The 24,963-nt window shown below is 67.4% G+C and carries 18 protein-coding genes and 1 tRNA gene; 13 read left to right on the top strand and 6 right to left on the bottom strand.

The genetic code is table 11. From position 1 onward, the window contains the following. The first annotated feature begins 63 nt into the window (after positions 1-63). The 6 genes from EON91_RS08230 to EON91_RS08205 all read left to right on the top strand — a co-directional run bounded on the left by EON91_RS08230 (position 64) and on the right by EON91_RS08205 (position 10,700). On the top strand, positions 64-2,949 hold the full coding sequence (locus tag EON91_RS08230) for a TonB-dependent receptor (RefSeq protein WP_292093340.1): 2,886 nt from the start codon (positions 64-66) through the stop codon (positions 2,947-2,949). A gap of 92 nt (positions 2,950-3,041) precedes the next feature. Next, positions 3,042-4,475, top strand: a complete 1,434-nt coding sequence (locus tag EON91_RS08225) for a glucoamylase family protein (RefSeq protein WP_292093338.1) — start codon at positions 3,042-3,044, stop codon at positions 4,473-4,475. Next, positions 4,472-5,734 carry a sugar ABC transporter substrate-binding protein gene (locus EON91_RS08220; protein WP_292093337.1) on the top strand — a complete coding sequence of 421 codons (1,263 nt, stop codon included), beginning with the start codon at positions 4,472-4,474 and terminating at the stop codon, positions 5,732-5,734. The genes EON91_RS08225 and EON91_RS08220 overlap by 4 nt, the downstream gene beginning before the upstream one ends. Continuing rightward, positions 5,731-6,633 carry a sugar ABC transporter permease gene (locus EON91_RS08215; RefSeq protein ID WP_292093334.1) on the top strand — a complete coding sequence of 301 codons (903 nt, stop codon included), beginning with the start codon at positions 5,731-5,733 and terminating at the stop codon, positions 6,631-6,633. The genes EON91_RS08220 and EON91_RS08215 overlap by 4 nt, the downstream gene beginning before the upstream one ends. After that, positions 6,630-7,451 (top strand): carbohydrate ABC transporter permease, encoded by an 822-nt coding sequence (locus tag EON91_RS08210; protein WP_292093332.1) that lies wholly within the window; start codon positions 6,630-6,632, stop codon positions 7,449-7,451. The genes EON91_RS08215 and EON91_RS08210 overlap by 4 nt, the downstream gene beginning before the upstream one ends. A gap of 39 nt (positions 7,452-7,490) precedes the next feature. Beyond that, complete coding sequence (locus tag EON91_RS08205) at positions 7,491-10,700, top strand: discoidin domain-containing protein (protein ID WP_292093331.1); 3,210 nt, start codon at positions 7,491-7,493, stop codon at positions 10,698-10,700. A gap of 177 nt (positions 10,701-10,877) precedes the next feature. On the opposite strand, the gene ugpC is transcribed toward EON91_RS08205, so the two are convergent. Continuing rightward, positions 10,878-11,966, bottom strand: a complete 1,089-nt coding sequence (gene ugpC / locus EON91_RS08200; protein ID WP_292093328.1) for a sn-glycerol-3-phosphate ABC transporter ATP-binding protein UgpC — start codon at positions 11,964-11,966, stop codon at positions 10,878-10,880. Positions 11,967-12,095: 129 nt separating this feature from the next. On the opposite strand from ugpC, the gene EON91_RS08195 reads away from it, so the two are divergent. Both EON91_RS08195 and EON91_RS08190 read left to right on the top strand, forming a co-directional pair. After that, entirely contained in the window at positions 12,096-12,668 is a 573-nt protein-coding gene (locus EON91_RS08195; protein WP_292093326.1) for a biliverdin-producing heme oxygenase, read from the top strand. Next, positions 12,665-14,779 carry a histidine kinase dimerization/phosphoacceptor domain -containing protein gene (locus EON91_RS08190; protein WP_292093325.1) on the top strand — a complete coding sequence of 705 codons (2,115 nt, stop codon included), beginning with the start codon at positions 12,665-12,667 and terminating at the stop codon, positions 14,777-14,779. The genes EON91_RS08195 and EON91_RS08190 overlap by 4 nt, the downstream gene beginning before the upstream one ends. Positions 14,780-14,791: 12 nt before the next feature. On the opposite strand, the gene EON91_RS08185 is transcribed toward EON91_RS08190, so the two are convergent. The 3 genes from EON91_RS08185 to EON91_RS08175 all read right to left on the bottom strand — a co-directional run bounded on the left by EON91_RS08185 (position 14,792) and on the right by EON91_RS08175 (position 18,429). Beyond that, positions 14,792-16,891 carry a DEAD/DEAH box helicase gene (locus tag EON91_RS08185; protein WP_292093322.1) on the bottom strand — a complete coding sequence of 700 codons (2,100 nt, stop codon included), beginning with the start codon at positions 16,889-16,891 and terminating at the stop codon, positions 14,792-14,794. A gap of 88 nt (positions 16,892-16,979) precedes the next feature. After that, a tRNA-Val gene (locus tag EON91_RS08180) sits at positions 16,980-17,054 on the bottom strand. An 82-nt stretch (positions 17,055-17,136) separates the two neighbouring features. After that, positions 17,137-18,429, bottom strand: a complete 1,293-nt coding sequence (locus EON91_RS08175) for a dicarboxylate/amino acid:cation symporter (protein WP_292093318.1) — start codon at positions 18,427-18,429, stop codon at positions 17,137-17,139. 109 nt (positions 18,430-18,538) lie between these two features. Between EON91_RS08175 and EON91_RS08170 the strand changes: the two genes are divergently transcribed. Both EON91_RS08170 and EON91_RS08165 read left to right on the top strand, forming a co-directional pair. Further along, positions 18,539-19,702 carry a histidine kinase gene (locus EON91_RS08170; protein ID WP_292093316.1) on the top strand — a complete coding sequence of 388 codons (1,164 nt, stop codon included), beginning with the start codon at positions 18,539-18,541 and terminating at the stop codon, positions 19,700-19,702. Positions 19,703-19,809: 107 nt separating this feature from the next. Further along, a complete protein-coding gene (locus tag EON91_RS08165) occupies positions 19,810-20,955 on the top strand; it encodes a histidine kinase (RefSeq protein WP_292093315.1) in 1,146 nt (381 codons plus the stop codon). Here the strand turns inward: EON91_RS08165 and EON91_RS08160 are convergent. Beyond that, positions 20,904-21,599, bottom strand: coding sequence for an HAD-IA family hydrolase (locus EON91_RS08160; RefSeq protein ID WP_292093313.1), 696 nt, complete (start codon positions 21,597-21,599; stop codon positions 20,904-20,906). The genes EON91_RS08165 and EON91_RS08160 overlap by 52 nt on opposite strands. Positions 21,600-21,673: 74 nt before the next feature. Between EON91_RS08160 and glmU the strand changes: the two genes are divergently transcribed. From glmU to EON91_RS08145, 3 genes are all read left to right on the top strand, one after another. After that, positions 21,674-23,026: a bifunctional UDP-N-acetylglucosamine diphosphorylase/glucosamine-1-phosphate N-acetyltransferase GlmU gene (glmU, locus tag EON91_RS08155; RefSeq protein WP_292093311.1), complete on the top strand. Its 1,353-nt coding sequence runs from the start codon at positions 21,674-21,676 to the stop codon at positions 23,024-23,026. Between the two features lie 180 nt (positions 23,027-23,206). Further along, positions 23,207-23,890 carry a ribose-5-phosphate isomerase RpiA gene (gene rpiA, locus EON91_RS08150; RefSeq protein WP_292093309.1) on the top strand — a complete coding sequence of 228 codons (684 nt, stop codon included), beginning with the start codon at positions 23,207-23,209 and terminating at the stop codon, positions 23,888-23,890. Then, positions 23,887-24,345 (top strand): hypothetical protein, encoded by a 459-nt coding sequence (locus EON91_RS08145; protein ID WP_292093306.1) that lies wholly within the window; start codon positions 23,887-23,889, stop codon positions 24,343-24,345. Before rpiA ends, EON91_RS08145 begins: the two co-directional genes overlap by 4 nt. Positions 24,346-24,352: 7 nt before the next feature. Here EON91_RS08145 and EON91_RS08140 read toward each other — a convergent pair whose 3' ends face one another. Beyond that, positions 24,353-24,697 (bottom strand): RidA family protein, encoded by a 345-nt coding sequence (locus tag EON91_RS08140; protein WP_292093303.1) that lies wholly within the window; start codon positions 24,695-24,697, stop codon positions 24,353-24,355. Positions 24,698-24,963: the final 266 nt, after the last annotated feature.

Below are 24,963 nucleotides of genomic sequence, written 5' to 3'. Positions count from 1 at the left end.
CGGGCTTTCGCTTTCCAGACCTTCGGGCTCAGAGCCCAAAAACACTTCTTCATCGAGGAAACCATGTCCACGAAGACCAACACCAAATACTGGCTCGGCGCCGCTTCGGCCTTGGCCGTCGCCATCTCGCTGGCCTCGGCCGGCGCCGCCACCGCCCAGGTCGCCAGCTCGACCCTGCGGGGCGCCGTCTCCGACAACGGCCAGGCTGAACCCGGCGCCCGCGTCACGGCGACCGAGATCGCCACCGGCTTCACCGCCCGCGCGACCGTCAACGCCCAGGGCAACTATGTCCTGGCCGGCCTGCGTCCGGGAACCTATCGCATCCAGGTGACCACCGATGACGGTCGCACCACCAGCGAGGATGTTGTCCTGGCCGTCGGCCAGTCGGCCGTGTTGGACCTGGACGTTCCCGCGACCGCCGTGGCCGTCGCGCCGGGCGCGACCGACCTGGGCGACGTCGTCGTCACCGGCCGTCGCCTGATCGAGGTCAAGACGTCGGAAGTGGCCACCAACGTCTCGACCGAGCAGATCAACAACCTGCCCCAGAACTCGCGCAACTTCCTGAACTTCGCGGCGCTGGCGCCCGGCGTGACGGTCTCGGACAATCCGGAGCGCAAGGTGTTCTCGTCCGGCGCGCTGAGCGCCAACAACACCAACGTCTTCATCGACGGTCAAAGCCTGAAGAACAACGTGACCCAGGGCGGGCTGGCCGGTCAGGATTCCAGCCGCGGTAACCCGTTCCCGCAGGCCGCAATCCAGGAATTCCGGGTCTCGACCCAGAACCACAAGGCTGAATACGAGCAGGCCGGCGCGGCCGTCATCACGGCGGTGACGCGTTCGGGCACCAACGACTTCCAGGGCGAACTGTTCGGCTACTATCAGGACAAGGGCCTGACTTCGCCGGACTATTTCGACGAACGCAACGGCGCGCCGCAGCCCGAATATGAGCGCCAGCAGTACGGCGGCTGGGTCGGTGGTCCGATCCTGCGTGACCGTCTGCACTATTTCCTGAGCTACGAGGCCAACAATCAGGATCGCGCCACGCGCGTGGACCTGAATGACGCGATCCCGCAAGCGATCCGCGATCAGTACGAAGGCAATTTCGTCGTTCCGTTCCGCAGCGAGCTGTATTTCGGCAAGCTGAGCTGGACGCCCGCCGACAACCACACCGTGGACCTGAGCGTCACGCGTCGTGATGAAACGGACGTTCGCGGCTTCGGCGGCGGCACCACTCGTGACCGCGCTGAGGACATCACCGTCCAGACTACCAGCGCCAACCTGCGCTGGAGCTGGTCGGGTGGTTCGTTCCTGAACGAAGCCTCGATCGACTACCTGGATGCGTCGTGGGCGCCAAGCGCCGTCAGCGGCGCGCGCAGCGTGAAGACGGACAACGGCGACCTGCAGGTCGGCGCCCGGACCTTCACCCAGGACAAGGGTCAAACCGGCCTCACCCTGCGTAACGATTTCACCTTCCTGTCGCTGGGCGATCACCTGGTGAAGATCGGCGGCAAGGTCGCCTTCATCGAGTATGAAGCCGTCCAGTTCGAGTTCTTCAACCCGGAATACACCTACGCCAACGGCGACTACACCTTCGCTGGCGATCCCATCCGGGCGCGCGTGGGCCTGGGCGATCCGCTGTCCAGCGGCGACAACACCCAGATCGGCCTCTATATCCAGGACGACTGGGATGTCACCGACAAGCTGCAGCTGAACCTAGGCCTGCGTTGGGACTATGAGTCCAACATGCTCAACAACGATTTCGTGACGCCGGCGGCCCTGGCCGCTGCGGTTCGGGCCTGGGCGAACAATCGCGACATCAACTGGGAAGAATACATCTCGGACGGCAACAACCGTGACAGCTTCACGGGCGCCTTCCAGCCGCGGATCGGCTTCAGCTACGACGTCTATGACGACGCCAGCCTGGTCGTGTTCGGCGGCGCGGGCCGGTACTATGACCGCGTCCTCTACGACTACGCCCAGGTCGAGTACGCCAAGTCGAACTATCGGGTCTATGAGGTCCAGTTCAACGGCGCGACGCCGTGGAGCGACGCCTATTATGACAAGGACGCCCTGCTGGCCCTCGTCACCGGCGGCGCCGGCGGCGCAGAAGCCTACATGCTGTCGAACGATGTGAAGCTGCCCTATTCGGACCAGTTCTCGCTGGGCGTGCGCAAGACGCTCGGACAGTTCAACACTGCGCTGACCTATTCGCACATCAACAGCTACGACGGCTTCTCGTGGGTGCTGGCCAACCGCTATGCGGATGGCTCGTTCCGGGACGCGAACAACAACCTGCCCTGGGGTCAGGCGCCCGCCGGCTACAGCAACATCATCGTCAGCGAGTCCAAGGACGAGAGCAGCTATGACGCGTTGTTCCTGACGATCGACAAGCCGTACACGCGTGACTCGGGCTGGGGCATGAACTTCGCCTGGACCTTCGCCGACGCCGAGGAATACGGCGCGCGCGGACCGTACGCCCTGGACGAACCGGACGCCGCCGCCTGGGGCTGGCACCCGGCCGAGGCTGCGGAACGTCACCGCATCGTCTTCAGCGCCATCAAGGACATGGCTTGGGGCATCACCGGTTCGACCCTGATCACCCTGGGTACGGGCCAGCGCTATGAGCAGGTGCGTGACAACGTCGGCGGCGGCGTCACCTTCCTGCCGGGCGGTGGTGAGCCGGAGAAGTTCGACTTCATCATCCCGGACGCCTTCGCCTTCCGTCAGGTCGACTTCCGCTTCTCGAAGGACTTCGGTCTTCCCAACCAGCAGCAGATCAGCGTCATCCTGGACGTGATCAACGCCTTCAACTTCAAGAACTACGGCTACGAAACCTGGGTCGGCGGCTTCATCCCGCGCCCGGGCAATGTGAACGCCAACTTCGGTGAGCCCTCGCGTCTCACCGGTCCGACCCGCAGCTTCCAGATCGGTCTGCGGTACAGCTTCTAACTCCTGAGCCTTGGGGCCGCCCTTGCCCACGGGTGAGGGCGGCCCTTCTTTTTTGTATGTTTTGAGTAGAATTTCTGACGGAAGGAGCCGGCATGGATCGTCGTGGGTTTTTGATGGGGACGGTGGCCGCAGGCGCGGCGATGGCCCTGGTCGGCTGCAACGCCGGCGCGACGGGTGTTCAGGCGGCCGTGACGCTGGATCCGGTCATCGACGATCTGCAGCACCGCTCGTTCCGCTGGTTCTGGGACACCACCAACGCCCGCAACGGCATGACGCCGGACCGCTGGCCGACCAAGTCGTTCGCCTCAGTCGCGGCCATCGGCGACGCCCTGGCCGTCTGGCCCATCGGGGTCGAGCGCGGCTGGATCACGCGCGAACAGGCGCGTGAGCGCACCTTGACCACCATCCGTTTCCTGCATGACCTGAAGCAGGGGCCCGAGGCGACCGGCGTCGGCGGTCACAAGGGCTTCTTCTATCACTTCCTGGACATGGAGACCGGTCACCGCTTCGGCCAGACCGAACTGTCCAGCGTCGACACCGCCCTGCTGATGGGCGGCATGATGTTCGCCGCCCGCTGGTTCGACGGCGACCACGCCGACGAGGCCGAGATCCGTCGCCTGACCCAGGTGATCTATGAGCGGATCGAATGGCCGTGGCTGGTCGTGCGCCCGAACCGCATCTCGATGGGCTGGCACCCCGAGAGCGGCTTCATCGAGGCCGACTGGAACGTCTACAACGAGGGTATGATCGTCCTGATCCAGGCGCTGGGCAGCCCGACCCACCCGGTCGATCCGGGTGTCTGGACCGAGTGGTGCAGCGTCTATGACCGCAGCTTCACCGACAAGTGGGGGCCCAAGCACCTGCATTTCGCCCCGCTGTTCGGTCACCAGTACAGCCACATGTTCATCGACTTCCGCGGCATCCAGGACGCCTGGATGCGCGACCGTCAGGCCGAGATCCCCGGCTTCGACTATTTCGAGAACAGCCGCCGCGCCGTTCAGGCGCAACAGAAGTACGGCGCCGACAATCCGCGCGGCTGGGCCGGCTATTCGGCCGATGTCTGGGGTCTGACGGCGTGCGACGGGCCGGGCGATTTCAAACAGGTCGTGAACGGCCAGGAACGCGAGTTCTTCAGCTACTCCGCGCGCGGCCCGGGCGAGCGGGACGACGGCACCATCGCGCCCACGGCGGCGGCCTCCTCCATCGCCTTCGAGCCGGAGCTGGTCACCACCTGCGTCAAGGCGATGAAGGACAAGTACGGCGCGGCCATCTATGCCGAGTACGGCTTCCTGGACAGCTTCAACCCGACCCTGACCAGCACCGACAAGCCGCTGTTGCACGGCAAGATCGTGGACGGGATCGGCTGGGTCGACGGCGACTATCTGGGCATCGACCAGGGGCCGATCGTCATCATGACCGAGAACCATCGCAGCGGCATCGTCTGGAACCGCATGCACGGCGAGCCGAACATCGTGCGCGGTCTGAAGCGCGCGGGCTTCACCGGCGGCTGGCTGGACAAGGCGTGAGCCTGAGGCCCGACAGGCGCGCCGCGCTGGGTCTGCTGGCGGGGGCAGGGCTGACCGCCTGCGCGCCCCGCACGGCGGGCGAGGTGCGGCTGCGTCTGTGGGCCATGGGGAACGAGGGGACCAACGTCCCCGCCCTGATCCCGGCCTTCGAGCGGCTGAACCCCGGCGTGCGCGTCTCGGTCCAGCCGCTGCCGTGGACGGCGGCGCACGAGAAACTGCTGACCGCATACGCCGGGGATTCGCTGCCGGACGTGGCCCAGATCGGCAACACCTGGGTGTCGGAGCTGTCGGCTATCGGCGCCCTGTCGCCGACGCCGGCGTCGGCTGCCGACCTGCTGACCGATCAGTTCCCGGCGGTGCTGGAGACGAACGAGATCGGCGGCCAGGCCATGGCCACGCCCTGGTATGTGGACACGCGACTGATCTTCCACCGCACCGATCTGTTGAACCGGGCGGGCTATGACGCCGTGCCGGGCGACTGGGCCGAGTGGAAGCGCGCCATGCATGCGGTCAAGCGCGTGGCCGGGCCGGGCAACTACGCCATCCTGCTGCCGGTCAACGAGTTTGAGCAACTTCTGACCTTTGGATTGCAGGCGGACGAGCCGCTGCTGCGGGACGATGCGACACGGGGCAATTTCTCCAGCCCCGGCTTCGTCGCGGCCCTGGCCTTCTACAAGAGCCTGTTCGACGAGCAGCTGGCGCCGCTGGTGTCGGCGACGCAGATTTCAAACGTCTGGACCGAGTTCGCCAAGGGCTATTTCAGCTTCTATTTCTCCGGTCCCTGGACCATCGGCGATTTCCGCAATCGCCTGCCGCCCGAGACGAAATGGGCGACGGCGGGCGTGCCCGGCCCGCGCGGTCCCGGCGCCTCGGCGCCCGGCGGATCGTCGCTGGCGGTGTTCAAGTCATCACCGCATCAGGACGCGGCGTGGAAGCTGGTGCGCTTCCTGCTGCAGCCCGACGTGCAGGTCCAGTTCAACACGCTGACCGGTAACCTGCCCGCGCGTGAAAGCGCCTGGAGCGCGCCGGCCATCGCCAACGACCCGCTGCTTCAGCCCTTCCGCGACCAGCTGGCGCGGGCCGAGGCCGTGCCCAAGGCGCCGGAGTGGGAGCGCGTGGTCACCGAAATGCAGATCGTCGCCGAACGCATGGTGCGCGGCCAGTTCACGCCTGAAAGCGCCGCCGCCGAGATCGACCGCCGCGCCGACCGCCTGCTGGAGAAACGCCGCTGGATGCTCGACCGGGGCAGGGGATCATGAGCGCCGTTTCCGCCATTCGCCGTCGCGAGCGGGCCGCCTGGACCTTCGTCGCCCCGGCGCTGCTGGCCGTCGGCCTGTTCTTCGCCGTGCCGGTGATCTCGGCCCTGCTGCTCAGCCTGACCGACTTCGACATCTATGCGCTGGCCGACCTGAACAACCTGCGTTTCGTCGGGTTTCAGAATTATCAGAACCTGCTGGGCAACCCGCTGTTCTGGGGGGCGATGAAGAACACGGTGTGGTTCGCCGTTCTGGGCGTGCCCCTGTCCATCGCCGCCTCGCTGGCCGCCGCCGTCATCTTGAACGCGCGGGTGGTGAAGTGGCGGCCGATCTGGCGGGTGATGTTCTTCGCCCCCTATGTCACCACCCTGGTCGCCACGGCGGTGGTTTGGCGATACCTGCTGCACACCCGTTACGGCGTCATCAACTGGGCGCTGCAGGGCGTCGGCCTGCCGCCGGTCGACTGGCTGGGTGATCCCTCGACGTCTATCCCCGCCATCCTGATGTTCGTGGTGTGGAAGATCTTCGGCTACAACATGCTGATCTTCCTGGCCGTGCTGCAGACCGTGCCGGACGACCTGTACGAGGCCGCCCGCATCGACGGCGCCGGGCCATGGAAGCAGTTCCGCCATGTCACCCTGCCGGCCATCGCACCGACCATGCTGCTGGTGTCGATCATCTCGGTCGCGGGCTTCTTCCAACTGTTCGCCGAGCCCTATGTGATGACGCAAGGCGGCCCCGCCCAGTCGACCGTGACGGTGCTCTACTTCATGTACGAAGAGGGCTTCAAATGGTGGAATCTGGGCTCCGCCAGCGCCGTCGCCTTCATCCTGTTCCTGTGCATCTTCGCGGTCACCCTGGTGCAGTTGTGGGTGTCGCGCCGTCTGGGGACCGAGCAATGACGATCAGACCCAAGGCCATCCTGCTGAATCTCGCCGTCGCGGTCGTGGCGCTGATCGTTCTGTTCCCGCTGTTGTGGATGACCTCGGTCAGTTTCATGTCCACGGGCGAGGCCGCGACCTTCCCGCCGCCGCTGCTGCCCAAGGCCTTTACGCTGGAGCATTACCGCGACCTGTTCGTGAACCAGGGCATGGGGCGCTATGTCTGGAACAGCTTCGCTCTGGCGACGCTGGCGACCCTGCTGGCCTTGGCCTTCACCGTTCCGGCCGGCTACGCCTTCGCCAAGCTGAAGTTCGCGGGCCGCGACCGGCTGTTCCAGTTGTTGATCGCCGCCCTGGTGGTGCCGGCCCAGATCGGCACTCTGCCGCTGTTCCTGATGCTGAAGTCGGTGGGACTGGTGAACACCTACGCCGGGGCGCTGGTGCCGTGGCTGGCGTCGATATTCGGCCTGTTTCTGGTGCGGCAGTATTCGCTATCGATCCCGGACGAGATGCTGGAGGCCGCCCGCATCGACGGCGCCACCGAGGGGCAGATCTTCCGCCGGGTGGTCCTGCCGACGCTGCAGCCGATCATCGTGACGCTGGGCCTGTTCGTCTTCCTGGGCAGCTGGAACGACTTCCTGTGGCCGCTGATCATCCTGACGGACCAGTCGAACTATACCCTGCCGGTGGCGCTGGCCGCCCTGTCGCGCGAGCACGTCCAGGACATCGAGCTGATGATGGCGGGCGCGGTGGTGACCGTGGCCCCCGTGCTGATCCTCTTCCTCGCCCTGCAACGCTACTACATCCGCGGCATGCTCGCGGGCAGCGTGAAGGGCTGAACCCACCCCGCGCCGCAGGGCGCTGAGCGGAGTATGCCGATGCGTTCCTTTCTCCTGACGACCGTGGCCGCGCTGGCCATGGCCGCCCCCGCTTTCGCGCAGGAGCCCCGCCTGCTGGACGGGTTCGAGGACGCGGGCCGCTGGACCGCCGACGCCTCGACCGACGTGACCTCGCGCGTGTCGTCGGTGGCGGGCAAGGAGGGGCGGGCGCTGCGCCTCGACTATGATTTCAACGGCAAGGCCGGCTACGCCTTCGCCGCGCGGCCGCTGCCGTTCGACCTGCCGGAAAACTACGAGATCAGCTTCTGGGTGCGCGGCGCCGGGCCGACCAACACCTTCGAAGTCAAATTCACCGACGCGTCGGCCGAGAATGTCTGGTGGCGCCAGACGACCCGCTATGATTTCCCGGACGGCTGGACCCGGTTCGTCATCAAACGCCGTCAGGTGGTCAAGGCCTGGGGACCCAGTCCCGAGACGATCCTGCGCCAGGTCGAGCGGATGGAGTTCGTCGTCGTCGCCGCAGAGGGTGGGGCGGGTCATGTCGAGATCGACCAGCTGACCCTGCGCGAACTGCCGCCCGAACCGCTGGTCCCACCCGCCCTGATCGCGCGCGACGGCGCGGCGAGCACCTCCGCCGCGCTGGCGGTTGACCTGAACCCGAAGACCGCCTGGACCCCCGCCGTGGCGGGCGCGCCCGCGCTGACGCTGGACCTGGGATACGAGCGCGAGTTCGGCGGTCTGACCCTGCGCTGGGGCGAACGCGGGGCGGCGGCGGACTATCGCGTCTCGTCCTCGTCCGACGGCCGCGATTGGCGCGAACTGGCGTCCGTCACCGGCGGAAGCGGCGGCGTCGACTGGTTGCGCACGCCCGAGGCCAGCGCCCGCTATCTGAAGCTGGAGCCGCTGCGCCCCGTCCCGTCACCCGACGTGCAGGGTCAGGCCGGCGCCGGTCAGCGGCTGGGCGTCGTCGCCCCCACGACCTATGCGCTGAATGAGATCGAGGTCGAACCTCTGACCTTTGGCGAGGACGCGACGTCCTTCGTCGAGGCGGTGGCGAAACAGAACCGTCGCGGCCTGTATCCGCGCGGCTTCTTCGGCGAGCAGCCGTACTGGACGCTGGTCGGCGTCGACGGTGGCGGCGAGAGCGGCCTGATCGGCGAGGACGGGGCCATCGAACTGCGCCGTGCGGGTCCGTCCATCGAACCCTTCGTCATCGATAACGGGCGGCTGATCAGCTGGGCCGACGTGCGGATCGAACAGGGGCTGCGTGACGACTATCTGCCGATACCGTGGGTCAGGTGGACGCACGACGACTGGACCCTGACCACCACCAGCTTCGCCAGCGGCACGCCGGATCAGGCCCAGCTGTGGGGCCGATACGCCCTGACCAACACGTCCAACCGGCCGCGCACCTTGACCCTGGCGCTGGCGGCGCGGCCGTTCCAGGTGAACGGGCCGGTGCAGTTCCTGGCCATCCCCGGCGGCGTCGCCCCGATCCAGCAGATCGACTGGAACGGCGGTTCGCTGGTGCTGAACGACAATATCCGAGTCCATACCCTGGCCCAGCCCAGTGCGGTGTCGATGGCGACCTTCGACCAGGGCGCCGATCCGCAGTCGCTGACCGTGACCGACGCCCGACGCCCGGCCGATCAGCGCCACGTCGAGTCCGACGCGACCGGCCTGCCCGCAGGCGCCTTGCTGTACGATGTGACCCTGCAACCGGGCGAGACGCGGACCTTTGGCTTCATGTCGCCCCTGTCGGGCGCATCGCCCGCGCCTGTCGTCACCGGTTCCATCGAGGCGGCGCTGGACACGGCCGAGGCCGCGGTCGTCGCCGACTGGAAGGCGCGTCTGGACCGGTTCGACCTGACCCTGCCGCCCGCCGCCCAGCGGATCGAGGACGCGCTGCGCTCGTCGCTGGCGCATATGCTGATGTCGCGTCAGGGGCCGATCCTGCAACCCGGCACCCGCAGCTATAACCGCTCGTGGATCCGCGACGGAGCCATGATGGCCGAGGGGTTGAACCGGCTGGGCCTGCCGGAACTGTCAGCGGAATACCTCCGCTGGTACGCGCCCTATGTGTTCGAGAACGGCAAGGTGCCGTGCTGCGTCGACGCCCGCGGCGCCGATCCGGTGCCCGAGAACGACAGCCACGGCGAGTTCGTCTTCCTGGCGGCCGAGACCTATCGCTACACCCGCGACGAGGCCCTGCTGCGTCAGGTCTGGCCGCAGGTCCAGAAGGCCATCGCCTATATGGACGAGCTGCGCGCCTCGACCCGCACGGCCGAGTTCCAGGCGGCGGACAAGCGCCACCTGTTCGGCCTGTTGCCGCCGACGATCAGCCACGAGGGCTATTCGGACAAGCCGGCCTATTCCTACTGGGACGATTTCTGGGGCCTGCTGGGCTACAAGGACGCGGTCTTCATCGCGCAGACCCTGGGTGATGCTGAAGCCGCCGCCCGGATGAGCGCCGCGCGCGACCAGTTCCAGACCGACATCATGGCCTCGATCACCGCGACGGCCGCGCACCACGGCATCGACTGGATCGCCGGAGCCGCCGACCGGGGCGATTTCGACGCCACCTCGACCACCATCGGCCTGTCGCCCGGCGGCGCGCTGGAAGAACTGCCCCGTGACCTGCTGGACAACACCTTCGAGCGCTACTGGACCAATTTCCAGAACCGTTTGGCCAATCGCCCGCTGTGGAAGGATTACACGCCGTATGAGTGGCGCAACGTCGGGGCGCTGGTCCGGCTGGGCCGCCGCGACCGGGCGATGGAGGCGCTGGACTTCTTCATGGCCGACCGGCGGCCCCAGGCCTGGAACGGCTGGGCCGAGGTGGTGGGCCGCGAGCTGCGCGAGCCGCGCTTCATCGGCGACATGCCGCATGCCTGGATCAGCAGCGACTACATTCGCTCGGCGCTGGACCTGTTCGCGTACGAGCGCGACGCGGATCACGCCCTGGTGCTGGCGGCGGGCGTGCCGACCGCATGGCTGGACACGGCCGAGGGCGTCGGCGTCAAGGATCTGCGCACCGCCTACGGCGCCCTGACCTACGCCTTCCGCAAGCAGGGCCGTGACTATGTCCTGACGCTGGAGCCGGGCGTCACGCCGCCGGGCGGCTTTGTGGTGCAGTGGCCGAAGGGGGAGGCGGCGCCCGCTGTCGTCCGCATCGACGGCCGCAGCGCGCGGTTCGAGAATGGCGAGCTGAAGATCCCCACCGGCGCGCGACGCGTGACGATGAGATGAAGCCCACCTTCTCCCCTTGCGGGAGAAGGTGGCTTGCGGAGCAAGACGGATGAGGGGTGTCGGAGACGCGGCTGGAACGTCGCGGCCGACGCCTGAATGAGGTTCGGATAGGCGGTGCTCGCACCCCTCATCCGAGCGCCTCCGGCGCCCACCTTCTCCCGCAGGGGGAGAAGGGAACTACAGCCGCTGGAACGCCACCCCGTCCGCGTCGAACAGATACGTCTTGCCCGCCGGGATGCGCACGGTCAGGGCATCGCCGGTCGAGGGCCGTACTTCGCCCGGAAGCTGGACGGTCAGGGTCTCACTCGACGCCGGATGGTTCAGATAGGCGTAGGTGGCGTGGCCCAGGGTCTCGACGAAGGCCGCAGTGGTCGCGATCGCCGCGCCGTCCCCGTCCAGCGCCAGATGCTCGGGCCGCACGCCCAAAGTGACCGTATCGCCCGGCCTGGCGCGCGCCGCATCCACGGCGGCCTTCACCGTCTCGCCGGTCGCCAGTTTGACGGTGGCGCCGGTGGTCGAGGCCTGGACCACCTCGGCGGCGATCAGGTTCATCTTGGGGCTGCCGATGAACTCGGCCACGAACAGGTTGCGGGGGTGTTCGTACAACTCCATCGGCGCGCCGACCTGTTCGATCCGCCCGGCCGACAGCACCACGATCCGGTCGGCCAGGGTCATGGCCTCGATCTGGTCGTGGGTGACATAGATCATCGTCGTCTTCAGCCGCTCGTGCAGGCTGGCGAACTCGTAGCGCATCCGCACCCGCAGGGCGGCGTCCAGGTTCGACAGCGGCTCGTCGAACAGGAAGACCTGCGGCTCGCGCACGATGGCCCGGCCGATGGCGACACGCTGGCGCTGGCCGCCCGACAGGGCCTTGGGCTTGCGATCCAGATAGTCGGTGATGTTCAGCGTTTCGGCGGCGGCGGTCACGCGCCGGTCGATCTCGGCCTTGTCCGTTTTCGCCAGCTTCAGGCCGAACGCCATGTTCTCGCGCACCGTCATGTGCGGGTACAGGGCATAGGACTGGAACACCATGGCGATGCCCCGGTCCGACGGCGACAGGTCGTTGACCGTGCGCCCGCCGATGGCGATCTCGCCCTCGCTGATCTCTTCCAGGCCCGCGATGGTGCGCAACAGGGTGGACTTGCCGCAGCCGGACGGTCCGACGAAGACCACGAACTCGCCGTCGGCGATCTCCAGATCGACGCCTTTCAGCACCTCGACGGCGCCAAAGCGCTTCTTCACGCCGGTCAGCCGGACGTCAGCCATGGAGATTCCTGCCCTGATCTTTTCTTGGCGGGCAACGTAACCGGTTACACGGCGGGATCAATGCCTTCAGCGTTGCGTTATGGGGTCATGGCGCGTGGTGACGGGCGCTGGGCGCTGATAGGGTAGGGCGTGACCGACAATTCAGTTCTCGAGAATTTGCGTCAAGCCACGCACGCCGCACACCAGGCGCTGGAAGATCAGGCTGATGTCGAGGCGCGGTTGCGCGACCCGGCGCGGCGCGCGGTGATGGTGGCGGCCCTGCTGGACCTGCACGCGGGCGCCGAGGCAGCCCTTGCCCAATGGAGCAACGGGATAGCGGCGCTGGGCGTCCCTGTCGCCGACCGTTCCGCCGCCTTGCGGATCGATGTGCAGGCCCTGGGCGGCGCGGGCGCCACGCCCACACCCGCGACCGTGCCCGATCTGGGTCAGGCCCTGGGCTGGACCTATGTGATCGAGGGATCGGCGCTGGGCGGCCGGGTCATGCTGAAGCGCATGAAGGCGGATGGCGTCAACCTGACGGGTCTGGGGCATCTGGACATCCACGGCGACCAGACCGGCGCCCGCTGGCGCAATGTGCTTGGCGCGCTGGAGGCTGCTGACCGGGCGGGCGTGGCCCGGGCGTCTATGGTGCGCGGCGCCTGCGACGCCTTCGCCTTCGCTCATCGTATCCTGGCTCCGGCCCCATCCGAGATCGCCGCATGACCGCCGTCCAGCCTGACACCCTGGACCTGACGGACTGCGACCGCGAGCCGATCCACGTGCCCGAGGCGATCCAGCCGCACGGCTTGCTGTTCCTGTTCAGGGAGGGCCTGGTGGCGCGCGAGGCGGGCCGGATGCTGTCGATCTCCGGCCGCGAGACCTGGCTGGGCCAGACCATCGATGTGGTCCTGGGCAGCGGCGTGGCCGAGCGACTACGGCAGGCGCCAGAAGGGTTTGTCGGCCGCTGGCGTGGCGCGAACGGGCTGGACTATGACGTGGTCGCCCGCCCAAACGAGCAGGGCCTGGTCGTCGAGGTCGAACAAAGCTCTCAGGGCGCCCAGCCGGGCGTCGAACTGATCAGCCGTCTGGACGCCGCCGGCGCGCGGCTGGAGCGGGCGCCCACGGTTCGCGTCGTCTGCGAACGCGCGGCCGAGGCGTTTCGCGAGCTGATCGGCTTTGATCGGGTCATGGTCTATCGCTTCATGGACGACGGCGCCGGTCAGGTGATCGCCGAGAGCCGGTCGGACGAGGTCGACAGCTTCCAGAACCACCACTTCCCCGGCTCCGACGTGCCGCGTCAGGCGCGGGCCCTGTATGTGCAGAACCCGGTGCGGGTGATCCCTGACGCCGACTATACGCCGCAGCCCTTGACGCCCGTGGACGGCGCGCCGCTGGACATGAGCGATTGCGCGCTGCGCAGCGTGTCGCCGATCCATCTGCGCTATCTGCGGAACATGGGTGTGCGCGCCTCAGCCTCGGTGTCCATCGTCGTCGACGGCGATCTGTGGGGGCTGGTGGCCTGCCACAGCACGCGGCCGCAGTTGATGCCGTACGAGATGCGGATCGCCGCCACGACGCTGGCGCGCGGTCTGGCGCGCCAGATCAAGACCAAGGCCGACGCGGAACTGTATCGCGAACGCATCCGGTTACGTCAGCTGGAGGACCAGATCGTGGGCGCCCTGCCGACCGATCGCGATCTGATCGACGGGCTGGCCGAACGCGCGCGGGATCTGACCGAAATGGTCGGGGCGGACGGGCTGGCGCTGGTGCGCGGGGACGACGTCTTCCGCTTCGGCATGGCGCCGGACGAGGCATCGGTGCGCAGGCTGGCCGACTGGGTCGCGCAGCAGCCCTCACTGCGGCCGGTCTCGACGCACCATCTGGAAACCATCCTGCCGGGCGCCGAGGCGATGCGGGCCCAGGCCAGTGGCGTGCTGGGCGTCCACTTGCCGGGACCGTCGCCGCTGAGCCTGATCTGGTTCCGGGCCGAGATCATCGAGACGGTGCGCTGGGCGGGCGATCCCTCGACCGCCATCAAGACCGGTGAGTCTGGACAGTTGACGCCCCGCGCCTCGTTCGAGGCCTGGTCCGAAACCGTGCGGGGCCGATCGCGGCGGTGGGCGCCGGCCACGGTCGAATCCGCCACGCGCCTGCGCGACGCCCTGGCGGACCTGTGGGCCGTGTCGCAACTGCGCAGCCTGAATCGGTCACTGCAGGCCAGCCTGACCGACCGCGAACTGCGGATCGAACAGCAGGAATTCCTGATCCGCGAGGTCAATCACCGGGTCCAGAACAGCCTGACCCTGGTGTCATCCTTCCTGGGCCTGCAGGCGCGTCAGGCCGAACCGGCCACACGCGAGGGGTTGATGGAGGCGCGTCGCCGCGTGCGCGCCGTGTCCATGGTCCACAGCCGCCTGTATCGGTCGGAAACGGCCAGCCAGATCGACCTGTCGCGCTATTTCGCCGAGCTGACCGATGACCTCGGCTCGTCGATGGGCGCCGACTGGACGGCCCAGATGGAGATCGACCTGGCCCCCGTCTGTGTCGAGGCCGGGCGCGCGGTGACGCTGGGCCTGATCCTGACCGAGCTGATCATCAACGCCCAGAAATACGCCTATGGCGGCCAGCCGGGCCCGATCGCCGTCACCCTGGAGGAAGACGGCGCGTCGCTACGCCTGGTGGTCCAGGACGCCGGCAAGGGTGGGCACGAGGCCGGTCAGGGCTTCGGCTCCATGATGATTGGCAGCCTGGTCAGCCAGTTGGGCGGAGAGCTGGAGTATCGCGACGCCGCCCCCGGCCTCGCCGCTGTGCTCAAGGCGCCGATCGGCGCCTGAGCATAGGCATCCTCAGCCCTTGTGGGGCTTGGGCTTGAACGGCTTTTTGGCTGTGGGCTTGCCGTGCGCATCCTTGGCCGCCCAGGGACGGTCGCCGCCCTTGGGCTTGCCGGTCGGCTTGCCCTTCCACGGACGATCACCGGCAGGCGCCTCGGCGTCGGCGCTGGGGGCCCAGGCGGTCTTGGGCGCGTCGGATGCGCCCTCGGCCTTCTTCTTCCAGGGTTTCTTGTCGCCGTCGGCCTTGGCCCAGGGCTTGTCGCCCCCGGCCTTTTCGAACTTCGGCTTGTCGGTGCGGGCAGGGCGATCGGCGGCGTCCTTCCGGACCCACGGCTTCTTCTCGCCGTCGACGGCCTTGGACTGCCACGGCTTGTCCTCACGCGGGGGACGCGCATCGCCGTCCTTGCGGAAGCCGTCCTTCTTGACCCAGGGCTTCTTGTCGCCGCCGGCGAAGTCCGGCTTGGGACCGCGGCGTTCGAACGGGGCCTTGGGCGCGGGCGGAATCGTGTCTTCGATCTTGGTGCCTTCTTCCAGGCCCTGCGCGATGGCGGCGCGGAACTTGGCCTCGGCGTCGGCGGTGATCTCGAACTTGGTGTCGCGATCGAAGATGCGGATCGTGCCGATGTCGCGCTTGGTCACATGGCCCAGGCGGCAGATCAGCGGCATCAGCCACTTGGGATCGGCGTTCTTTTCGCGGCCGATGTTGATGCGGAACCAGGTCATGTCGCCGCCACGGGCGAAGTCCTGGAACGGCATGTCCGGCTCGCCCTTGTCGTTGCGGCCGGCGTCCTGCTGGCGTTTCATCCGGGCGTCGTCATAGACGTCTTCGGGCGGCGGCAGCTTCTGGCGATACAGCCGCATCAGCGCGGCGGCCACCTGTTCCGGCGACTGGCGCTCCAGCAGCTGGCGACCCAGGGCCAGGTTCTCGTCGTCGGCGGGGTCGGTCAGGACCGGATCGGTCCACATCCGCTCCTCGTCCTTGGCGCGGATCTCGTCGGCCGAGGGCGGGCCCGACCACTCGGCCTTGACCGAGGCGGACTGCAGCATCAGCTCGGCCTTGCGGCGGCGGGTATAGGTGACGATCAGGACGGACACGCCCTTCTTGCCCGCACGGCCGGTGCGGCCCGAACGGTGCAGCATGGTCGCCTTGTTGACCGGCAGTTCGGCGTGGATCACCAGTCCCAGGTCCGGCAGGTCCAGCCCGCGCGCCGCCACGTCGGTGGCCACACAGACCCGCGCATGGCCGTCGCGCAGCGCCTGCAACGCCTCGGACCGCTGGTTCTGGTTCAGTTCGCCCGACAGACCGACGACCGAGAAGCCGCGCTCGCGCAGGGACGCGGTCAGATGCTTCACCCGCTCGCGCGTGTTGGCGAACACCAGGGCGCCCGGCGCCTCGAAGAAGCGCAGGACGTTGACGACGGCCAGTTCGATCTCGTTCGGGGCGACGCGGATCGCCTTGTATTCGATGTCGCCGTGGGGGGCGTTCTTGGTCGTGGTGTCGATGCGCAGGGCGTCGCGCTGATAGGTTTTGGCCAGTTCGGCGATGTCGCGCGCGATGGTGGCCGAGAACAGCAGCGTCCGGCGCTCGGCCGGGGCGGCGTCCAGCAGGAAGGTCAGATCTTCCTGGAAGCCCATGTCCAGCATTTCGTCGGCTTCATCCAGCACCACGGCCTTCAGCTCCGACAGGTCCAGGGCGCCGCGCTCCAGATGGTCGCGCAGGCGGCCGGGCGTGCCGACGACGATGTGGGCGCCGCGGTCCAGCGCCTTTCGCTCGGTGCGAGGGTCCATGCCGCCGACGCACGAGACGATGCGCGCGCCGGTTTCGGCATACAGCCATTGCAGCTCGGCGTTCACCTGCAGCGCCAGTTCGCGCGTCGGCGCGATGACCAGGGCGACCGGCGCGCCGAACTCACGGAACTTGTCCGCCTCGCCCAGCAGGGTGGGCGCTAGGGCCAGGCCGAAGGCGACCGTCTTGCCCGAGCCGGTCTGGGCCGACACCAGTAGGTCGCGACCGGCCTCGGCCTCCAGCACGGCGGCCTGGACGGGCGTGGGCTCGGCATAGCCGCGAGCGGACAGGGCGCTGTCGAGCGCGGGGTGGGAGGCTGGGAAGGGCATCGTTCGGTCCAAATAGCACGCTCAGCGCGCGATGTGTCGGCGCGAGGGCGGCGGACGGGGCGGGCCTTACGGGGAAATCAAGGCTGAATGGTGGATGCGACAGGGATTGAACCTGTGACCCCCTCGGTGTGAACGAGGTGCTCTCCCGCTGAGCTACGCATCCAAAATCAGGAGGCGCGGACATAGCCCGGCCGGATCGGCAGGGCAAGCCCGCCGATCCTGTTTTCTGGCCGGTCTGCCGGAACTCAGATTCCGGCGGTGCGCACGGCCTCGGCGCGCAGTTCCGGCTCCGGGTCACCGGGCAACCAGGCGACCACGCCGTTGTAGATGTCCTCGTTCAGGATCTTCTCTTCCCTGGCGACCAGAACCGGGACCAGCATCTGGCCGGTGACGTTGGTGGCGGTGCGCATCATGTCGATGATCCGGTCGATGGCGACGATATAGCCGATGCCTTCCAGTGGCAGGCCCGCCGTCGATAGCGTCAGGGTCAGCATGACGATGCTGGTGCCCGGCACCCCGGCCGTGCCCAGCGATCCCAGCACCGCCGTCAGGCCGATCAGCACATACTGCGTCAGCGTCAGGTCGATCTGGAAATACTGGGCGATGAAGATCGAGGCGATGGCCGGATAGATGGCGCCGCAACCGTCCATCTTTACGTTCGCGCCCAGCGGCACGGCGAAGGCGGCAAAGGCTTGGGGCACGCCCAGTCGTTCAACCGTCTGGCGCAGGGTGATCGGCAGGGTGCCGAGAGAGGACGAGGTGGCGAACGCCGTCTGCTGGGCCGCGAACGCCCCGCGGAAGAAGCTGGTCACCTTCAGTCCGTGCAGCTTCAGCAAGCTGGAATAGACCACCAGGATATGGAACAGGCAGGCCGCATAGATGGCGAAGATGAATTTGCCCAACGGCAGCAGCGCCTCCCAGCCGTAACCGCCGACGACCGACCCGATCAGGCCGAACACACCGAAGGGCGTCAGCTGGATGACCCAGCGGGTGATGCGGAACACGATGGCCGCGCCTTCGTCCACCAGCCGCCGCACGCCCGCCGCCCGCTCGCCCAGCGCCACCAGCGCCACGCCGATCAGCGCCGAGAAGAAGATGATCTGCAGCACCTTGCCTTCGGCCAGCGCCGCGAACGGATTGGTCGGCACCACGCCGATCAGGACCTCAAGCGGGGTCGGAATCACCCGCTCCTTGACCTCGCCCAGCGGCAGGTTCTCCAAGCCCAGACCCGGATTGATCAGGTGTCCAAAGCTGATGCCCACCAGCACCGCCAGCAGCGAGGTGATGGCGAACCACATGATGGTCTTCACCCCCAGCCGCACAGCCCCGACACCTTCGCCCAGCCGGGCGATCGAGCTGGCGATGGTGAACAGCACCAGTGGCGCCACCACCATGCGGATCAGGTTCAGATAGACATCCCCGATCGGCTGAAGCCAGATCGGCGCCTGCTCCCGCAGGATCAGACCGGCGATGATGCCCAGCACAAAACCGGCGGCTGTGCGCTGCCATAGCGGAATAGCGAAGAAGCGACGGATCATTCAGTTGGCCTGGTGACGGTTTCGGCGATAGGACGTTAGGCGCAATTACTGACGCGATAATACCCGGGTGACGGCTGAACCGATCCTAGGTCAAAGGCAGATGGCGGCAATGGCTGAGAATGCAACCCGGCGCACCTTCGCCGTTCGACCTGATTTCCGCGAGGCCTTCTGGCTGACGGCCTTCCTGTGGTGCGGTGTCCTTGGATTCCTGAACGTCGCCTCCATCCTGGGCGGCACGGTTTCCACCGTCGGGGAATATCTCACGATCATTCTGGCGCCGGTTTTTGCGGTGACTATTGCGGGCGTCCTGTTTCTCGCCTTCTGGTTGATGGCCGGCCGCAACGTACTGATCGCCTGGCCGGCGGTAGGCATCGCCGCCCTAGTGGCGGCGGCCCTGATGACAGGTGCGGATTTCGGGTCGCAGTGGGTTCTGCACCACATCTTCGACGCCCACCGGATGCCGGATACGTCGCGTATGTCGGTGCTGATCATCTCCGCCCTTTATCTGTGCATCTATACGACGAATACCGCGCTGATCTGGATCACCTCAGCCAACCGCCACATGCGCGAACAGCAGCATCGGATCGCGGTGCGCGACGCCGACAACCTGCGCGCCGAACTGCGCGCGCTGCGCCTGCAACTGGATCCGCATTTCGTCATCAACGCCCTGAATGGCGTTTGCGTCCTGATCGCTGACCGGCGCTATGATCATGCCGAGCGAATGATCGAGCGACTGGCGACCTTCATGCGCGCCACCCAGGACTACTCGCCCGAAAACACCATCACCCTGGCGGATGAGATGGAGTTGACGGAGGATTATCTGGCGGTCGAGGCCGAACGGTTCGGCGACCGCATGGTGGTCGCTTTCCACTGTGATCCCGACATCGCCTCCGTGCGTGTTCCCAATCTGCTGTTGCAGCCCTTGGTCGAGAACGCCGTGAAATACGGCGTCAACCAATCCAGCACCCCTGTGACCGTCAGTATTCGCGCGGAACGACTGGAGACTGATCGCATCCGACTGGTCGTGGCCAACGATGGGGGGGCGGCCGCGTCGGAACTGTCAGGCAGCGGCCTTGGTGAAGGCAGCACCCGATCCCGGCTGGCGATCTCCTACGGCGTCGATGCGACCTTCGACGCTGGCCCGACCGCATCTGGCTATCGTGTCGAGATCACATTGCCGATCCGTCAGGCTCAATCGCATGCCGTATCCCCGCCGGTCGGGATATCCCGCGTTCTATCCCCGCCGGTCGGGATATCCCGCGTTCTGGCCTGACGACACGGCGCGGGCTATCGTCTGGATCGAGCTGCCGATGGTCGATGCCTGGATCAGACTGCGGAGCGCATCGTTCATGAATGAGAGCATTTCGGGGGGATCGACGAATGGCTGAGGGTCCGAAATCCGGCCGCGGTCTGGGCGAGCCCTTCAATATCCAGCCGGACGGCCGCGAGGCGATCCAGCTGTCGGCCACTCTGTGGCTGGGGGCCACCGCCTTTGTCGGTGCGGGAGCCATCATCACCGGCAATATCCGGGGCCTCGGCGAGTTCGTCGCTCTGGCCACCGGGCTGATGACGGCCGTGGGCGTCGCCTATGCGCTGTTTCTGGTTCTGAAGCTGTGCGCCGGGCGGCCGAAATGGATGGCCTTCCTGATCCTGCCGTTCGCGGTGGCGGTGGCGGCGGTGGCCCAGGCCCTGCTGGACTACGGATTTTTCCATCTGGTGAAGGCGGTGTTCCCGGCCACCCGGTTGCCCGACGTCGGTCCGCTGGAGTGGTTTCTGGTCTGCTTCGCCAATGGTTGCCTGTATTGCGCCAACCTGGCCCTGCTTTGGGTCACTTCGGCCAACCGGGCCATGCGGATGCAGGCTGCACGACTGGCCCGGGCCGAGGCCGATGGCCTGCGGGCTGAGCTGAACGCCCTGCGGCTGAAGCTGAACCCGCACTTCATGTTCAACGCCCTGTCCTCCGCCGGGGGTCTGGTCGACACCGACCGCAAGGCCGAGGGCCGCGAGATGCTGGACCGGCTGTCGAACTTCCTTCGTTCATCCTTCGACGTCGGCACGGGCGACATCAGTCTGGACGAGGAGTTGTCCATCCTGGGCGACTATCTGGAGGTCGAACGCGTTCGTTTCCCCGAGCGGCTGCGGGTTCGGATGGAGATCCATGCGGGCGCCGAGGCGGCGCTGGTGCCCAGCCTGCTGCTCCAGCCCCTGGTCGAGAATGCGGTCAAATACGCCGTCGCCCCGGCCATGGCGCCGGTCGAGATCCTGATCGAAGCCCGACTGCTGGACGACGGGCGATTGCGTCTGGTGGTGCAGAACAGCGGACCCGCCCCCGCGCGGCCTGTGTCGAGTGGGACCGGGGTGGGACAGGCGGCGACACGATCACGGCTGGCGATCCGCTATGGTCAGGACGCCCGGTTCACCGCCGGACCGACGGCTGACGGTTACCGCGTCCAGATCGACCTGCCGTTCGAGGATCAGGCCGCGCCGAACACCATGTCGGACACCACGGCGTTCAGCGCTGCATAGCTGTCGATCACGGCGTCGCCGCCCAATCGGTCGCGCGGCACATCGTTGTAACCGAACCCCACGACCACGCAGGGTATGCTCGCGTCCTTCGCCGCCGCCGTGTCGGTGGTGCTGTCGCCAACCATGATCGCCCGCGACGGATCGCCGCCCGCGCGTTCGACCGCCCGGCGGATATGCGCCCCGTCCGGCTTTTTGGCGTCCACTGCGTCCGGTCCGGCGATGAAGGCGAAATGGCGCGTCAGGCCCAGCGCCGCGATCAGGGCGACCGACAGGTCGGTGCGCTTGTTGGTCGCCACGCACAGGATGGCGCCCCGCGTCGCCAACTGGTCCAGCGCCTGGACCACGCCGTCGAACACCCGGCTGTCGTCGGCGATGTGGGCGCTATAATCCGCGATGAACCGCTCGAACAGACCCGGCGCCCGGGCCTCGTCCCACGCCGCGCCCGCCTCCAGAAACCCGTCGCGCAACAGGGCCATCGCCCCGTGTCCGACCAGATGCCGCGCCGCCTCGACCGGCCGGGGCGGCAGGTCGTACTGGGCCAGCATCCGGTTCAGCGTCCCGATCAGGTCCGGCGCCGAATCCACCAGCGTCCCATCCAGATCGAAGGCGACGGTCCAGCCGTCCAGATCCCGCTCGACCGCCACAATCCGTCTCCCCGCTCGCGAAGACCCCGGCAATGGGCTAGATCGCGCAGGACGACAAGCCGCCGGATCGATTCATGACCAGCACGCCCCATCCCCGCGCCGCCATCATCCTCGCCGCCGGCCAGGGCACACGGATGAAGTCGCCCCTGCCCAAGGTGCTGCACCCGGTCGGCGGCCGCGCCATGCTGGACCACGCCATCGACGCGGCCGAGGCCCTGCATTGCGAGCGGATCGTCGTCGTCGTCGGCGCCCATTCGCCCGAGGTTCGCGCCCACGTCGAACGCCGCCTGGGTCCCGACAGCATCGCGGTTCAGGACCCGCCGCTGGGCACCGGCCACGCCGTCCGCGCGGCCGAGGCCGTGCTGGGCGATTTCGTCGGTCAGGTGGTCATCACCTACGGCGACGTGCCCCTGCTGAAGGCGGCGGACATCGAGCCGGTCTTCGCCGCCCACGACGGCGTCACCGTCATCGGTTTCGAGGCCCGCGACCCCGGCGCCTATGGCCGCCTGATCCTGGACGGCGACGACCTTCTGGCCATCACCGAGGCCAAGGAAGCCTCGACCGAGGTGCTGGCCGTCACCGCCTGCAACTCGGGCGTCATGGCCGCGCCGGTCGGCCTGCTGTTCGAGCTGCTGGCCCAGGTTCGCAACGACAACGCCAAGGGCGAATATTATCTGACCGACGTGGTCGAGCTGGCGCGCAAGCGGGGCGCCCCGACCCGCGCCGTCTTCGCGTCGGAAGACTGCGTCATGGGCGTCAACGCCCAGTCCGAGCTGGCCCAGGCCGAGGCCCTGTTCCAGCAGACGCAGCGCGATCATTTCCTGGCGGCGGGCGTCACCATGCCCGCGCCGGACACTGTCCACTTCGCCTGGGACACTCAGGTCGGCGCCGGCACGACGATCGAGCCCTATGTCGTCTTCGGCCCCGACGCCCGCATCGCCTCGGGCGCCCGCATCCGCAGCTTCAGCCATATCGAGGGCGCGGTGGTTGCGTCCGGCGCCGAGGTCGGCCCCTACGCCCGCCTGCGCCCCGGCGCGGACCTGGGCGAGGGGGTCAGGATCGGCAATTTCGTCGAGGTGAAGAACGTCCGCATGGACCCCGGCGCCAAGGCCAACCATCTGGCCTATCTGGGCGACGGCCATGTGGGCGCAAAGGCGAACATCGGCGCCGGCACGATCTTTTGTAACTACGACGGATTCTTCAAACACCGCACGACGGTGGGTACGGGCGCCTTCGTCGGCTCCAACTCATCGCTGGTCGCCCCGGTGACCATCGGCGCGGGCGCCATGGTCGGCTCGGGCTCGGTCATCACCCGCGACGTCGAGGCCGGCGACCTGGCGCTGGGGCGCGGCCAGCAGACGACGAAGCCCGGCTGGGCCAAACGCTTCATGGACACGATGCTCGCGAAGAAGGCGGCCAAGACATGAACCCTCTCCCACAGGGAGAGGGCTTGAGCGCCCGCAAGCGCCAGCGCGCGGTCTTGCGCGAAAGGGTGAGGGGTTACGCCTTCGCCGGTTCGCGCCGTAACCCCTCACTCTTTCGGCTAGCGCATCGCTTCGCTCTGCGAGCCTCAAGCCCTCTCCCGATGGGAGAGGGAGGAACACTCCATGTCTGATCTGCAAAAGAAGAACGCCGGCGAGGCCGCCGCCGCCCACGTCGAGGCCGGGATGGTCGTCGGCCTGGGCACCGGCTCCACCGCCGCCTGGTTCGTCAAGGCGCTGGCCGTCCGCAATCTGACCGGCCTGCGCTGTGTCCCCACGTCAGAGCGGACGGCCGATCTGGCGCGCGAGCTGGGCCTGACCCTGTCGACGCTGGAAGACACGCCCCGCATCGACCTGACCGTCGACGGCGCCGACGAGATCGGCCCCGGCCTGGCCCTGATCAAGGGCGGCGGCGCGGCCCTGCTGCGCGAAAAGCTGGTGTGGGAGGCGTCGGCCCGCTGCATCTGCATCGCCGACGCGGCCAAGGTCGTGCCCGTGCTGGGAACCTTCCCCCTGCCGATCGAGGTCGTCGCCTTCGGCCACAAGACCACGGCCAACCGTATCGCCGACGTCCTGGCCGACCACGACATCGCCGCCCCCGCCCGCGTCCGTCAGGCGGATCGCGGTCTGATCCGCACCGACGGCGGCAACCTGATCTATGACGCGGCCTGCCAGATCATCGCCGACCCCGCCCGCCTGGCCGCCGACCTGAAAAGCCTGACCGGCGTCGTCGAACACGGCCTGTTCCTGGACCTGACCGACCTGGCCATCATCGGCACGGATGACGGGGTCGAGACGCTGAATCCGTGAAGCGGCCTGATGGAGGGCCTGAAGCTGAGCGCCTTGCCTCGCTGTTGCGAAAGAATCGCCGTCGACTGCTGGCGCCTGCCTGGGTCCAGGCGTGGTTGTCCCGCAAGGTAGCGGTCTCGCTCGTGTCCCATGAGCGCCAGGAACGCCTGGTAGCCGAACTGCGCCAGTGGCGGGGAGGCGACTATGAGGTCGTGTCCAATATCACGGCTGTTATCGAGGCGTTTGTGGGCGGTGCCGACCTCGTAGTCGTGGCAGACTGGGACGCCCAGGAGCAGCCGGCTCTGTTGGCGCCCGGAGCCGCCTTATGTCGCTCGACGGAAGAGCTGCGCAGCCTCTACCCTGATGGTTTGGTACTCTGGAACGGACCCGCAGCGCTTGTCGTGGATTTTGATGATGAGGTGGGAGAAGTGCGCGTGAAACGTCTTCATGACGGCTCAAACACACTTCAAAGCTGAGCAGCGATCAGCCCCGCGCCGCCACCACGATGATCTCGACCTTGTAGTCGGGCGTCGCCAGCCGGCCTTCGCAGGTGGCGCGGGCCGGCGGATTGGCCGGGTCGACCCAGGCGTCCCAGACGCTGTTCATCGCCTCGAAGTCGTCGATGTCGGCCAGCCAGATGGTCGCCATCAGGATCTTGGACTTGTCCGACCCCGCCCGCGCCAGCAGGGCGTCGATCTCGGCCAGCACCGTGCGCGTCTGGGCGACAACATCATCGCCCGGCTCCCCCACCTGACCGGCCAGATAGATGGTGTCCCCATGAATGACCGCCTCGCTCATGCGGGCGCCGGGGTCGATGCGGGTGATCATGGGAAAGTCCTCTCGGCTCAGGATACAGACGGATAGAAAAACCCGCCTGCGGCTCGTTTCAAAGGGATGATGTTCAAGGGGAAATTATAGCGGACACACGTATTGATGGTGCCCCACCTTTCGGGTAGGTCGTTGGTTTAGGGGAGGCGATATAATGAAAAGCTCTAGACTGGTATGGTTCGCGCTCGCCGCGTCCCTCTCGCTGACGGCCTGTGCAGGCGGTGGCGGCGGTGGTGGTGGTGGCGTTGTGACACCTCCTCCTCCTC

Source organism: Brevundimonas sp. (assembly GCF_004210735.1).
GTDB lineage: Bacteria > Pseudomonadota > Alphaproteobacteria > Caulobacterales > Caulobacteraceae > Brevundimonas.
This window is presented reverse-complemented; position numbering and strand designations above follow the sequence as displayed.

Coding starts and splice junctions, on each gene's coding strand:
- EON91_RS08230 (WP_292093340.1), top strand. CDS start 64: ATGTCCACGAAGACCAACACCAAATACTGGCTCGGCGCCGCTTCGGCC.
- EON91_RS08225 (WP_292093338.1), top strand. CDS start 3,042: ATGGATCGTCGTGGGTTTTTGATGGGGACGGTGGCCGCAGGCGCGGCG.
- EON91_RS08215 (WP_292093334.1), top strand. CDS start 5,731: ATGAGCGCCGTTTCCGCCATTCGCCGTCGCGAGCGGGCCGCCTGGACC.
- EON91_RS08210 (WP_292093332.1), top strand. CDS start 6,630: ATGACGATCAGACCCAAGGCCATCCTGCTGAATCTCGCCGTCGCGGTC.
- EON91_RS08205 (WP_292093331.1), top strand. CDS start 7,491: ATGCGTTCCTTTCTCCTGACGACCGTGGCCGCGCTGGCCATGGCCGCC.
- ugpC (WP_292093328.1), bottom strand. CDS start 11,966: ATGGCTGACGTCCGGCTGACCGGCGTGAAGAAGCGCTTTGGCGCCGTC.
- EON91_RS08190 (WP_292093325.1), top strand. CDS start 12,665: ATGACCGCCGTCCAGCCTGACACCCTGGACCTGACGGACTGCGACCGC.
- EON91_RS08185 (WP_292093322.1), bottom strand. CDS start 16,891: ATGCCCTTCCCAGCCTCCCACCCCGCGCTCGACAGCGCCCTGTCCGCT.
- EON91_RS08175 (WP_292093318.1), bottom strand. CDS start 18,429: ATGATCCGTCGCTTCTTCGCTATTCCGCTATGGCAGCGCACAGCCGCC.
- EON91_RS08170 (WP_292093316.1), top strand. CDS start 18,539: ATGGCTGAGAATGCAACCCGGCGCACCTTCGCCGTTCGACCTGATTTC.
- EON91_RS08165 (WP_292093315.1), top strand. CDS start 19,810: ATGGCTGAGGGTCCGAAATCCGGCCGCGGTCTGGGCGAGCCCTTCAAT.
- glmU (WP_292093311.1), top strand. CDS start 21,674: ATGACCAGCACGCCCCATCCCCGCGCCGCCATCATCCTCGCCGCCGGC.
- rpiA (WP_292093309.1), top strand. CDS start 23,207: ATGTCTGATCTGCAAAAGAAGAACGCCGGCGAGGCCGCCGCCGCCCAC.
- EON91_RS08140 (WP_292093303.1), bottom strand. CDS start 24,697: ATGATCACCCGCATCGACCCCGGCGCCCGCATGAGCGAGGCGGTCATT.